The organism is Anaerosporobacter sp. (assembly GCF_965301125.1).
The window spans coordinates 1-12,726 of record NZ_CBDLAM010000115.1 but is presented as its reverse complement, the minus strand read 5'-3'; the positions used below and the strand labels follow the sequence as shown (position 1 = coordinate 12,726).

The following is a 12,726-nucleotide window of genomic DNA, read 5'->3' as shown; positions in this document are numbered from 1 at the left end:
TAAATTCGCAAAACATTAGATGTGTCTCTGTATAGGTAAAGAAAATAAGGATGAAGATAAATTAGGGACTAGTAGCAAGTAATTTAAACATAAGTTTATAATTATTTATCGAAAAATGTTGAAAAAAATTGAATTTTTGTATATCATATACTTATATTAGCTATATCTTTTCGACTTGAATAAAATGAGCATATATAAACTAAAAATTCATCTTTTATACTATAGTTAAAGTTTTAACAAATTTCGCCACTTTTGAAAACAAAGATTTATAGCACACCGAAAATATTATAAGAAGCAGATTTATAATATCAGATTAAACTTCATAAATGTATATTTGAAAGGTATCTATCTAAGATACTTTTTCAATATAAATAAATAATTGAAGGAGAGAAAAATTATGGAAGAAATGACATGCCCTGTAACAGGTAAAACAAGAAAATCAATACCTAGTAAAGGTACCACAAACAAAGATTGGTGGCCTAACCAACTGAATCTGAAAATACTTCGTCAGAATTCAAACTTGAGCAATCCGATGGGTGAAGATTTTAATTATGCTGAAGAATTTAAGAAGCTCGATCTTGAAGAAGTTAAGAAAGACTTATATGCGTTGATGACGGACTCTCAAGATTGGTGGCCAGCAGATTATGGACATTATGGACCTCTTTTTATCAGAATGGCATGGCATAGCGCTGGAACTTATAGAGTAAGTGATGGACGTGGAGGTGCCTCTGATGGAACACAACGTTTTGCGCCACTTAACAGTTGGCCAGATAATGTTAATCTTGACAAAGCGCGCCGCTTGATTTGGCCAATTAAGAAGAAATACGGTAATAAAATCTCTTGGGCAGATCTTATGATTTTGACAGGTAACTGTGCGTTGGAATCAATGGGAGTAAAAACGTTTGGCTTTGCAGGTGGTCGTGAAGACGTTTGGGAGCCACAAGAGGACGTATACTGGGGATCTGAAAAAGAGTGGCTTGGTGACAAGCGTTACTCAGGTGAGAGGGATTTAGAAAATCCACTCGCCGCTGTACAAATGGGCTTGATTTACGTAAATCCAGAAGGTCCGAATGGTAAGCCTGATCCAGTAGGATCTGGAATTGATGTACGTGAAACATTTGCACGTATGGCTATGAATGATGAAGAAACTGTTGCGCTTATTGCAGGAGGTCACACCTTTGGAAAATGCCATGGTGCTGGTCCAGCTACACATGTGGGTCCTGAACCAGAAGCTGCACCTATTGAGGAGCAAGGACTTGGTTGGAAGAGCAGTTTTAGAAGTGGTAAAGGTGGAGATACCATAGGAGGCGGTATTGAAGGTGCTTGGAAGGCAAACCCAACAACATGGGATATGGGCTATTTGAACACGCTGTTTAAATATGAATGGGAGTTAGTTAAGAGTCCTGCTGGTGCTTATCAGTGGTTAGCCAAAGACGTAGAACCTGAAGATATGGTTGTTGATGCACACGATCCAACTAAGAAGGTTAGACCTATGATGACTACTGCAGATCTTTCCTTACGTTATGATCCAATCTTTGAACCAATAGCACGACGTTATCAACAAAATCCTGAAGAATTTAGAGATGCTTTCGCACGCGCATGGTTCAAACTGACACACCGTGATTTGGGTCCACGTTCACGATATCTTGGACCAGAGGTTCCAGCAGAGGAATTGATTTGGCAGGATCCAATACCAGCAGTTGATTATGAATTAATAGATGAGAAGGATATTGCTGATCTTAAGAGCAAAATATTAGCATCAGGTTTAACTGTTTCTCAGCTTGTATCAACAGCTTGGGCATCTGCATCTACTTTCCGTGGTTCTGATAAACGCGGTGGAGCAAACGGTGCACGTATTCGTCTAGCGCCTCAAAAAGATTGGGAAGTTAATCAACCAGAGCAGTTGAATACCGTACTTCAAGTCTTTGAAAAAATCCAAGCTGAGTTTAATAATGAACAATCAGGGAATAAGAAAGTTTCTCTTGCCGATTTGATTGTTTTGGGCGGATGTGTAGGTGTAGAACAGGCGGCAAAGAATGCTGGTTATGATGTGTCTGTACCATTTAACCCAGGCCGTACCGATGCGACTAAGGAACAGACTGATGAGAAGTCATTCTCATTACTGGAGCCAAAAGCAGATGGATTCCGTAATTACCTTAAAGAAAAAGTCGCCGTATCAGCAGAAGAACTTTTGGTTGATCGTGCACATTTTCTAACGTCGACTGCTCCAGTTATGACTGTTTTGGCTGGTGGTATGCGTGTCTTAAATACGAATTATGGTCAAGCTAAGCATGGTGTATTCACTCAAAGACCGGAAGCACTTACAAATGACTTTTTTGTAAATCTGCTAGACATGGGAACAGTTTGGAAAAAAACCTCTGAAGATGAAAATGTATTCGAAGGTCGTGACCGTGCAACAGGTGAATTGAAATGGACTGGAACACGAGTTGACCTAATCTTTGGATCTAATTCCGAGCTACGTGCCATCGCAGAAGTTTATGCAAGCGATGATGCACAAGAAAAATTTATACAAGATTTTGTATCTGCATGGAATAAGGTGATGAATGCAGATCGTTTTGACCTTACATAATTAAAATTATATATAATGTTAACAAAGCATAGAGGGTAGTCAATCTGCCCTCTATGCTTTACATCTATCTGAAATATATTTTCTTACGGAGGAAATCGATATGAATTTTCAGGGTTTGATAATAGGAGTAATTGCTTTTATAATAATAGGAGTATTTCATCCAATTGTAATTAAAACTGAATATTATATAGGGAAAAAGGTTTGGCCGATCTTTTTGGTTATTGGATTATTGCTGATAGCATTATCTATATACATTAACAATACAACAATTTCTGCTATTATTAGTATTACTGGCTTTTCTTCATTATGGAGTATACTTGAACTTTTTGAGCAGGAAGAACGAGTTAAAAAAGGTTGGTTTCCACATAATCCTAATAAAAAAAGCTGATAGAATTAAGGGGGACTCTAGCACCGAGTACCCCTTAATTTTTATGGTAGCGATTTATGAAATTACAACATCAATATCACACTTTCCATATTAAACTTGAGCTTAAAGCACAGATTTAAAGCAATTACATATGCTATAAATATACTACAAAAACAGAAGAAAGTGTGAAAAATAGAATGAGTAATACAGATGTATGCAGAGATATTAAAGAACTGAATCCTTTGTGCCAGATACTTTTAAACAAGGCACTTGAAGAAATTAAAGCGGTAGGTATCAATCCCTTAGTAGTAGAGACGTATCGTAGCCAAGAGAGACAGAATCATCTATATAGTCAGGGAAGAACTCTCCCTGGTAATAAGGTAACATGGACACAAATCAGTATTCATACAAAACGTAACGCAGTGGATCTAGTTCCACAGCGAAATATCAATGGTAGGATGACTGCAATATGGAATGCAAAGGATAGCGAAACAAAAAAGATTATTCAAATCATGACAAAATATGGATTTGAAGCAGGGGCAAACTGGACAACTAGCCCTGATAGCCCACATTTCCAGATTAAAAGAGTTAGTGCTTTTTCAAAAACATACAGTTCAGCCAATACGAATGTGTATATTACTAAAGTAATTCAGAAAGAACTAAATGAGAAAAACAATGCGGGGCTTATGGTAGATGGGCAGTGGGGAGATAACACGACGAATGCTGTGAATAAGTTTCTTAGAAAGTTAGATTTAGAAGATGCAGGAAAGGTTAGTGTGGAGATACTTAAGAAGTTAATTGCATAAATAGGGCATAAGAGGTACAAAGGATTTATTTATAAGAACAAAAGAGAAAGACAAACAATTAATGAAAAGATTGATTTAAAAATTAATTTGAAAAGATACTTGACATTCTGTTTTTTGTATGTTAAAGTAGGATATAGTATTTTAAATGTTTTATTGATTTCACATATTTTTGTAGGTCATTATTTCACTTAATGGTTTACAAAAGTATGTGATTTTTTTATTAGTATCCTTTACTGAGTAATCATGTAAGTATCCTCAACATTTAAAGTAAAATAATATAATTTAGGAGGTATCTTTCATGAATAAAGGTACAGTAAAATGGTTTAACGAACAAAAAGGATTTGGATTTATCACTAACGAAAGCAACGGAGAAGATGTATTCGTACATTTCTCAGGAATTGCTTCAGATGGTTTCAAATCATTATCTGAAGGACAAAAAGTTAGCTTTGACTTAACACGTGGCGATCGTGGTATGCAAGCTACTAACGTAGTAAGAGAATAATTCTCAAAACTAATGAGGAGTCTTTGATCCATAGATGAATAATCTTGGAGCAAAGGCTCCTTTTTTGTTAGATAAATCAAGGGTTAAGAAAGAATGTCTGCCAATCAATAGAAAGAATGGTAGGCATTTTTGTTTAATCTGTTTTTAATAATTGTCCATATTTTTAAGATTTGTCCATTCCATTATGGTTAAAATGTATGTATTATCTATTCTAGTTAGTTTTGTCTAACCAAGAAACTTACCTTAGGAGAAGAGGGTGAAAAGTAAATTTTCAACTTTGAAAGGAGCATAGTGTTAATATGGCAGATAAATCAAAAGTTTCTGCAAGACGTTTTCGAGTGGTTATTATAAGTTTACTTATTATCTTAGTTGTATCGTTTTTGTTTACTTTGTGTTTAGGCGCGATGAAGATATCACCAAGTAGTACATATCATATAATCTTAGATAAATTATTCGGAATTTCATCAAGTGCAGGGGTTCTCCCAACAGATGCAGAAATGAACATCATATGGAAAATTCGTTTTCCGAGAGTAGTGCTCTCTTTATTCGTTGGTGCTGGTCTCGCACTTTGTGGCGGAGTCATGCAAGCTACGGTACAAAATCCTATGGCGGAGCCTTATATATTAGGTATTTCCTCGGGTGCATCTATTGGAGCTACATTTTCCATATTTATTGGATGGGGAGTAGGTACTGCTTTTGGAGCATTTGTGGGTTCAATTGCAGCAACGATAGCGGTATTATCACTTGCTTCTTACGGAAATCGTATGACGTCTGTGAAGCTAGTATTATCAGGAATGGTTGTAAATGCATTATTTAGTGCGATTTCCAATTTCATCATTTCTTTGGCTGGGGATTCAGAAGGTACAATGTCCATTAAGTTCTGGACAATGGGTTCATTAACACGTGCAAAATGGGATAATATCTGGCTCCCAATCATTGCTGTTGTTTTATGTAGTATCTTTTTCATTACACAGTATCGTATCCTTAATACCATGTTAGCTGGAGATGAAGCAGCTATAACATTAGGGATTAATTTAAGTCTATACAGAAGAGTATATATGGTTGTTGTCTCATTACTTACTGGGATACTGGTTGCAACATGTGGAATTATTGGGTTTGTTGGATTAATTATTCCTCATATCGTTCGTTCACTTGTTGGTGCAGATCATAGAAGATTAATACCAATTTCCTTAATGGCAGGTTCCATATTCTTAATGTGGGCGGATGCCATTGCTAGAATTCTTATACCGAATGCAGAGATGCCTATAGGAATTATAACTGCTTTGGTGGGAGCGCCATTCTTTGTATACATCCTCGTAAGGAGAGGTTATGGCTTTGGGTCAAGCAATTAGAAGAGGCTAGTGTGAAAAAATAAGATTTTTCACACTGTTTTAGCAGAATGGAGGCTATTATGGACTTAACAGTAAACGATCTAAGTGTAAACCTTGGGGAAAAAGAAATAGTAAAAAAGGTTTCTTTAATGACAAGTAACAATTCTTTTGTTGCTCTACTTGGTCCAAATGGAAGTGGGAAATCCACACTATTGCGTTCTATATATAGAGTTTTAAAACCAAGTGGAGGAATTATTTTAATTGATGGAAAAGATTCCACGCAGTTATCGAACAAGAAATTAGCAAAGGAAATGGCAGTAGTTGCGCAATTTAATAATTTGAATTTTGACTTTACCGTAAGAGAGATTGTAATTATGGGGCGAACCCCTCATCTAAATATGTTACAGTCAGAAAGTTCTAAGGATTATGAAATTGTAGAGTCAGCACTTGAACAAGTAGGTATGAAGCAGTATGGGGACCGAAGTTATGCCTCTCTTTCTGGTGGTGAAAAGCAGCGTATCATGTTAGCGAGAGCCATTGCACAAGAACCTAAGTTGTTAATTTTAGATGAACCCACCAATCATCTTGATGTAAGATACCAATTGCAGATTCTATCTATAGTAAAGAAATTGGGGATTAATGTACTAGCGGCATTGCATGATCTAACTTTAGCTTCTCAATTCTGTGATTACTTATATTTATTAAAAGATGGTGAGATAGATTCACAAGGCAAACCAGATGATGTACTGACGAAAGAAACAATCAAAAGGGTTTACGAAATTGACTGTGAAATTATCAAATCACCAAATACCGACGGAGTATTAATTAGTTATTATCCACCTAAGATTTCGTCGTAATCAAATAAAAACAATATGTGACGTCTATTTATAGACAAAAGGAGATTATTATGAAAAAAAATATTTACAAAATTACTGCTTCAGCTTTGCTAGTTGCAATATTAGCAACAGGATGTGCCAAAACATCAAATACTGATTCATCAAAAAATACATCTAGCAATACAGTTACAGAACAAAACACAGATGAAGCTGCAAACACAGGGGATACTAGCGAAACTGAAGAAACTACAGAATCTAGTGAAACAGTATACCCATTGACGATAGATGCTTATGGACCAGATGGAGAGAAGTATACTCAGACATTTACAGAAGCTCCTTCTAAAGTAATAACAAATAATCCTTCTTCTACTGACTTGCTATTAGAACTTGGTCTTGAAGATAAAATCATTGGTATTATGAAGCCTGATAATGCACCTGATGAAAAATGGGCATCAGCTTATGAAAAACTTACCGTATTAGGTGATAAAATGACTATGTCTAAAGAAGTTATTATTGGTGCAGAACCAGACTTTATATTTGGACGTACAATGCCATTTAATGATGAGTCTATGGGAAAAATAGATGACTTAAATGATATGAATGTCAATGTATACACTCAACTTGCTAGTAACTTTGTTATTGAACAATCTCTTGATAATGTTATTTTAGACGTTCGCAATATAGGTAAAATATTTAACCTAAATGAAAAGGCAAATACATATGCTGATTCTCTACAAACACGTTTAGATGCAATAAGAGAAAAAGTTTCTGGCATATCTGAAACAGAACCTGTTAAAGTATTATTCATGGTAACATATGTAGATGGTACATTTAATACCTTTGGTGCCAATTCAACTCTTCAAAGAGAAATGTTAAAAACTATAAATGCAGAAAACGTATTAGAAACAGGTACAAGTTCTTTAACTAGTGAGAACCTAGTGTCACTAAATCCCGACGTAATTGTTTATATTAAATCTGATCGTAATGCTGAAACTGACAAAACAGCTGTTGAAAGTCTTTTAAATGATGAAACAATCAAGTCTGTACCTGCCATTGAAAATGAAAAAATAATTAAACTTGGCTATGACGAGGTTATGGATTATGGTGTGAGAATTTTTGTTACTTTAGAAACATTATATGATTTTATTTACTAATATAAGGAGACTGTTTTGAATTATAATTTTGAAGATACTACAATTGCAGGAAGAGAATGCTTTGTCTTTTTGCCAAACAACTATGAAAATGAAGAAAAATCCTATCCTGTAGTATATTTACATGGTGATGATCCCACATACTCATTATTAAAAGAGGCTGATTTCCTTTCTGATATATCTTTTATTATCATTGGGGTTATCTCAGAAAAGCGTCTAGATGAATTAACACCTTGGCCAAGTGAGCCTCTTCATAAAAGGCTCCCTGGATTTGGTGGAAATGGTCGGGAATATATACAATTGATTGAAACCAAGATAAAAGAGGAAGTGGATCAAAAGTACAGGACCTTATCTTCGCCAGAATCCACAGGAGTTATTGGCTATTCTCTAGGTGGTCTAAACTCTATTTATGCTGCTTTTCAAACCGATTGTTTTGGTTGTTTTGCTAGTATGTCGGGTTCTTTCTGGTATCCAGAATTCGTTCCGTATGCTGTAAAGGAGCCTATCCTTAATAAAGAAGCTAGATTCTATATGTCAAGTGGCGATAGTGAGGGTGTAGGTCATAAGGATATCAAAAAGGATGCCGTTGCGTGTACATCGAAAATCTACGATATCTTAGTTTCTAAGGTTAGCACTCAGAGGGTTACGATCTCATGGGATAAAGGTGGACATCATGATAATGCGTACCAACGATATCAGAATGCAATGCTTTGGTTAAATAACAATCTTAAAAGCAACTAAGTTATACTGATTTAATTATAGCTAAATTATATTATAGCTAAATTACTAGAATAGCAAAAGCCTTTGAAAGTGGCTGTGTAAGTCGTTTTCAAAGGTTTTTCTATAGTAAATTGTTTATTCAGTTTTATTAGTTACGTTGTTTTTCACTTGACTTGGAGAATAACCAACGTGCTTTTTGAAAATTCGACTAAAATATAAGGGGTCTGAATAACCAACTAATGCTGCAACTTCTTGAACGGTATAATCCCCTTCCTTCAAGAGACTAATCGCTTGCTCTAATCGGTATTTTATAAGGTAATTGATTGGTCTAATTCCCATATATAGATTGAATAAATAGCTAAGTTGTTCTGGCTTTTTACCAGAATATTCTGCTAGAGTTTTTAGCGTAATATTCTTTTGATAAGTGCTGTGTATATAAGCAACGACCTCTTTTATTAATTGTTGGTTGGTTTTCACACTACTGTCTAAATACTCTGCAAAGATAGTTTCAAATGCTTGATCTAACAACTGTTCGGCTTGATAAGTCGACTTGAGTGTTTTCTTATGACTTAGTTTAAATACAGTTTCTAAGATGTCGATTATCTTCTCTGCATCATCTAATTCAATATCAAATAGGATTTTACTATTCGTATCATAATATAAGTTTATATGGTGAAATGGTTTATCTCCTAAAACTTCAAATTGTAACTGTTCTCCAGGACAGCCATGAATCATCTTTCCGCGATTAGCAACAAAGGTATGATCGCCAAAGTGGATAAGTCCTTCCCCACTGAGAGGGAAGATGAATGCTCCTTTTGTAGTTAAATAGTGCATATTGTTTTCATTAGTTAATTTACAAAATTTGCTTACATTTGTTATGTTTATGGAGTTACACGCATATTCTATGGCTAGATCCTTTTGTATGTTGAATGAATTTTCCACAAGTACTCCTCCTAAATCTTTTATATTGATAGATTCGAATGTCAAAGGTCATTTTCTTGTTCAGATGAATAAATATTCTTGTGCATATATTGTTAAATTTTTCTAAAACATTTTGGTATCCAAATCATAGATATTGCATATAGTTAGTCTGTACTAACTATATATAATATCATAAAGAGTTTGAAACATCAAATACAAAATATATTTGCATTTGTGTGCTGAAAAACAAACTGGTCAAATCAAATTTGATTGAATTAAATTTAATTTGACTATTGACAAATATCGTATTTGTAACTATAATGGTAACAAATATAGGAGGTGAGCATTATATACTCAACAAAGTTTGCTGTAAGCATTCATATTTTAAGTCTTATAGCTTCAAAAAAAGAAGAAAGTATTACATCCGACTATATTGCAGGAAGTGTAAATACAAATCCAGCACTGGTTAGACGGTTAATGAGTGGTTTAAAGAAGGCTGGAATAATTCAAACACAAACTAAAGTAGGTGTAACTGGACTTTTGAAAAAACCAGAAGAGATCACTCTTTTAGAGATTTTCAAAGCTGTTGAGAGCAGACAGGATTTATTTGCAATCCATTCAGATACCAATACTACCTGTCCTGTAGGGGCTAAAATTGGATTTGTATTAGAAAATATTAACGGGAAAGTTCAGTCAGAACTTCAAAATGAGCTAAAATCCTTACACCTAGCCGATATCTTAAATGGATTAGGACCAATAGGTGGGTGTAATGAGGAAATTATATATAAGAAACTGACAATTTAGATAAGCGGATTAACCGCACGATAGAATCATAAGGAGGAGAAAATTATGAGTAAAAAAACAATTGGAATAGTAGTAGGAAGTTTAAGAAAAGCATCTTATAACAAATCGATAGCAAATTATATAGCTTCATTGTTGCCGGGAGAATATGAAGTGAAATTCATTGATATTAGCAATGTAGATATGTTCAATCAAGATTTAGAAGAGAATCCACCTGAATCTTGGATACGTTTAAGAGAAGAGGTAAAATCATCTGATGCATATCTTTTCTTTACACCAGAATATAATCGATCTGTACCTGCAGTTTTAAAGAATGTTTTAGATGTGGCTTCTAGACCATACGGGCAAAATGTCTGGGCACATAAGCCAGCAGGAATCGTAAGTGTATCTATGGGAGCTAGTGGAGCATTTGGAGCAAATCATCACTTAAGACAAACTCTTACTTGTTTAGATGTATATCCATTGCAACAGCCAGAAGCATATATAGGAAATGTTATGGGACTGCTAGATGAAAAAGGCAATCTTGTTAATGAAGATACTAAAAACTTCTTGAAGTCTTATGTAAATGCTTTTACAGCTTGGGTAGAAAAATTCTAAAAAGAATAGTACATAAATACAATAGTAAAGACAATCTTCATGGTTTTTACACGGATATTGCTGAAAGTAGATATCCGTCCGCCTCACACAAACCATTTGAAGATTGTCTTTTTGATTATTTATTTGATTATATACCTCATTAACTAAATTAATGAGGTATATAATCAAATTGGAGAAAGAAAGGAAAGTAATAACATGAAAATGCCTGTATTATTTGTTGGACATGGTTCTCCAATGAATGCAATAGAAGATAACCAATACGTGAAAGAATGGGAAAAACTAAAGAATAGAATTCCTAAACCAAAAGCAGTTCTAGCAGTGTCTGCGCATTGGTTTACGGAAGGGACTAGGATTATGACAACAGAGACTTCAAGAACAATATACGATATGTATGGATTCCCAGAAGAACTTTATAGAGTAGATTTTAATCCAAAAGGTTCACCAATTTATGCAAAAGAAGTAAAAACATTGATAGACCAAGAGGTAATAGAAGATAATTCTTGGGGCTATGATCATGGAACATGGTCTGTTCTTAGTAGGATTTATCCTGATGCGGATATTCCAGTTTTTCAACTTAGTGTAGATCGAAACGCATCTGCAAAACAACATTATGAGATAGGACAAAAGCTTTATAAACTTCGTGAACAAGGTGTGCTAATATTAGGAAGCGGAAATGTGGTTCATAATTTATCGAGAATTGACTGGAATATGGAAAATGGTGGACACTCTTGGGCAGAAGAATTTGATAATTATATATGTGAGAATATATTAAAACGCAATTATGAAAATGTTATAGATTACGAGAAAGCAGGTAAATCCGCTAACATGGCTTTTACAACGATGGATCATTATGCGCCTTTGTTGTATGTTTTAGGAGCAACTGATGAAGAAGATGAGATCACGGTGTTTAACAAAGCATGCGTAATGGGTTCTCTTTCTATGACAAGTTATTTGTTTGAGTAAAAGAAAGGATTTGATTGATATTAAAAAATGTAGAATAATTAAAGAAATAAGGGACAAAAAGGCAATAGATGAAACAGGTGTCCTTCTAGTAAGAGTACTTGGGAATAGAGATACTAAGGATTTTGATCCATTTCTTATGCTTGATTCATTTGATTCAACGAATCCCTCGGACTATACTGCTGGATTTCCTATGCATCCACATCGAGGAATTGAGACAATTACATATTTGATTTCAGGTGAAATAGTACATGAGGATAGCTTAGGAAACAAAGGAAGTATTCGTTCAGGTGAAGTTCAGTGGATGACGGCCGGAAGTGGTATATTGCATCAAGAAATGCCACAAAAATCGGAAAGAATGCTAGGTTTTCAGCTGTGGCTAAATCTTCCTCGTGAGGAAAAGATGGTTGAACCAAGCTATTTAAGTATAGGGAAAGAACAGATTCCAATAGAGTGTCTAGAAGGAGCAGAAGTTCGAGTAATATCAGGAAAGTTTGAGGATGCACAGGGGGTAATTCCTCGACATATTGCACCTTCCATATATGATATAACACTTATTAAAGGTGGGGAAATCGATATACCAGTAAATCCAGAGGAAACTGCATTTGTTTTTTTGATTGACGGAGATGCTATCATTGAAGGAAGACAAATATTGAATAAGACAGCAGTCTTGTTTGATAGAGGGGAAAGTATAATGATAACCGCCCCGAAAGACACGGATTCAAGAATAATCTTTTTCTCTGGTAAACCACTTAATGAGCCGATAGCTTGGGGTGGTCCTGTTGTTATGAATACCGAAGTGGAATTAAAGACTACTTTTAATGAATTAGAACAAGGGACTTTTATAAAGCAAAGATAAGAGAGTGTGCGCCAAAAGATATAATACTTTCAGATATTTCATATGTAAATGAGAATATATATTGGAATGGGATTAAATAATAAGTGGGCTGCTACAAAACCAATGTAATTAATTGGTTTTGTAGCAGCTTATTTTTATTTTTATTTGTATTTGTATTTGTAAGAGGTAGGATTGGTAGGAGCCGCAAGTGGTGTTCCTTGTTTATATGAATTTTAGAATACTAATTAGGATATGAAAGACCAACTATCAAAAGTCAATAGGTAAATAAAAAAGAATATTGGTTAT

The 12,726-nt window shown here is 34.7% G+C and carries 13 protein-coding genes; 12 read left to right on the top strand and 1 reads right to left on the bottom strand.

All coding sequences use genetic code 11. From position 1 onward, the window contains the following. The first annotated feature begins 397 nt into the window (after positions 1-397). The 8 genes from katG to ACW2QF_RS12760 all read left to right on the top strand — a co-directional run bounded on the left by katG (position 398) and on the right by ACW2QF_RS12760 (position 8,324). Positions 398-2,590 (top strand): catalase/peroxidase HPI, encoded by a 2,193-nt coding sequence (gene katG, locus ACW2QF_RS12795; protein ID WP_455716396.1) that lies wholly within the window; start codon positions 398-400, stop codon positions 2,588-2,590. A gap of 100 nt (positions 2,591-2,690) precedes the next feature. Next, positions 2,691-2,978: a DUF4491 family protein gene (locus ACW2QF_RS12790; RefSeq protein WP_455716395.1), complete on the top strand. Its 288-nt coding sequence runs from the start codon at positions 2,691-2,693 to the stop codon at positions 2,976-2,978. 164 nt (positions 2,979-3,142) lie between these two features. Continuing rightward, a complete protein-coding gene (locus tag ACW2QF_RS12785) occupies positions 3,143-3,763 on the top strand; it encodes a M15 family metallopeptidase (protein ID WP_455716394.1) in 621 nt (206 codons plus the stop codon). Between the two features lie 298 nt (positions 3,764-4,061). Further along, positions 4,062-4,265: a cold-shock protein gene (locus tag ACW2QF_RS12780; protein WP_455716393.1), complete on the top strand. Its 204-nt coding sequence runs from the start codon at positions 4,062-4,064 to the stop codon at positions 4,263-4,265. A gap of 299 nt (positions 4,266-4,564) precedes the next feature. After that, a complete protein-coding gene (locus ACW2QF_RS12775; RefSeq protein WP_455716392.1) occupies positions 4,565-5,617 on the top strand; it encodes a FecCD family ABC transporter permease in 1,053 nt (350 codons plus the stop codon). A gap of 59 nt (positions 5,618-5,676) precedes the next feature. Further along, positions 5,677-6,453, top strand: a complete 777-nt coding sequence (locus tag ACW2QF_RS12770; RefSeq protein ID WP_455716391.1) for an ABC transporter ATP-binding protein — start codon at positions 5,677-5,679, stop codon at positions 6,451-6,453. 50 nt (positions 6,454-6,503) lie between these two features. After that, positions 6,504-7,586 (top strand): ABC transporter substrate-binding protein, encoded by a 1,083-nt coding sequence (locus ACW2QF_RS12765; protein ID WP_455716390.1) that lies wholly within the window; start codon positions 6,504-6,506, stop codon positions 7,584-7,586. Positions 7,587-7,601: 15 nt separating this feature from the next. Then, a complete protein-coding gene (locus tag ACW2QF_RS12760) occupies positions 7,602-8,324 on the top strand; it encodes an alpha/beta hydrolase (protein ID WP_455716389.1) in 723 nt (240 codons plus the stop codon). A gap of 114 nt (positions 8,325-8,438) precedes the next feature. Here ACW2QF_RS12760 and ACW2QF_RS12755 read toward each other — a convergent pair whose 3' ends face one another. Further along, the gene (locus ACW2QF_RS12755) at positions 8,439-9,245 is read right to left on the bottom strand and encodes a helix-turn-helix domain-containing protein (protein ID WP_455716388.1); all 807 of its coding nucleotides are present in this window, start codon (positions 9,243-9,245) and stop codon (positions 8,439-8,441) included. A gap of 318 nt (positions 9,246-9,563) precedes the next feature. Here ACW2QF_RS12755 and ACW2QF_RS12750 point away from each other — a divergent pair, with 318 nt between their 5' ends. From ACW2QF_RS12750 to ACW2QF_RS12735, 4 genes are all read left to right on the top strand, one after another. Then, positions 9,564-10,028, top strand: coding sequence for an Rrf2 family transcriptional regulator (locus tag ACW2QF_RS12750; RefSeq protein WP_455716387.1), 465 nt, complete (start codon positions 9,564-9,566; stop codon positions 10,026-10,028). 45 nt (positions 10,029-10,073) lie between these two features. Then, complete coding sequence (locus ACW2QF_RS12745; RefSeq protein ID WP_455716386.1) at positions 10,074-10,622, top strand: NADPH-dependent FMN reductase; 549 nt, start codon at positions 10,074-10,076, stop codon at positions 10,620-10,622. A 195-nt stretch (positions 10,623-10,817) separates the two neighbouring features. Further along, the gene (ygiD, locus tag ACW2QF_RS12740) at positions 10,818-11,585 is read left to right on the top strand and encodes a 4,5-DOPA-extradiol-dioxygenase (protein WP_455716385.1); all 768 of its coding nucleotides are present in this window, start codon (positions 10,818-10,820) and stop codon (positions 11,583-11,585) included. Continuing rightward, positions 11,578-12,441, top strand: coding sequence for a pirin family protein (locus tag ACW2QF_RS12735; RefSeq protein ID WP_455716384.1), 864 nt, complete (start codon positions 11,578-11,580; stop codon positions 12,439-12,441). The genes ygiD and ACW2QF_RS12735 overlap by 8 nt, the downstream gene beginning before the upstream one ends. Positions 12,442-12,726: the final 285 nt, after the last annotated feature.

Coding starts and splice junctions, on each gene's coding strand:
- katG (WP_455716396.1), top strand. CDS start 398: ATGGAAGAAATGACATGCCCTGTAACAGGTAAAACAAGAAAATCAATA.
- ACW2QF_RS12775 (WP_455716392.1), top strand. CDS start 4,565: ATGGCAGATAAATCAAAAGTTTCTGCAAGACGTTTTCGAGTGGTTATT.
- ACW2QF_RS12765 (WP_455716390.1), top strand. CDS start 6,504: ATGAAAAAAAATATTTACAAAATTACTGCTTCAGCTTTGCTAGTTGCA.
- ACW2QF_RS12745 (WP_455716386.1), top strand. CDS start 10,074: ATGAGTAAAAAAACAATTGGAATAGTAGTAGGAAGTTTAAGAAAAGCA.
- ygiD (WP_455716385.1), top strand. CDS start 10,818: ATGAAAATGCCTGTATTATTTGTTGGACATGGTTCTCCAATGAATGCA.
- ACW2QF_RS12780 (WP_455716393.1), top strand. CDS start 4,062: ATGAATAAAGGTACAGTAAAATGGTTTAACGAACAAAAAGGATTTGGA.
- ACW2QF_RS12770 (WP_455716391.1), top strand. CDS start 5,677: ATGGACTTAACAGTAAACGATCTAAGTGTAAACCTTGGGGAAAAAGAA.
- ACW2QF_RS12790 (WP_455716395.1), top strand. CDS start 2,691: ATGAATTTTCAGGGTTTGATAATAGGAGTAATTGCTTTTATAATAATA.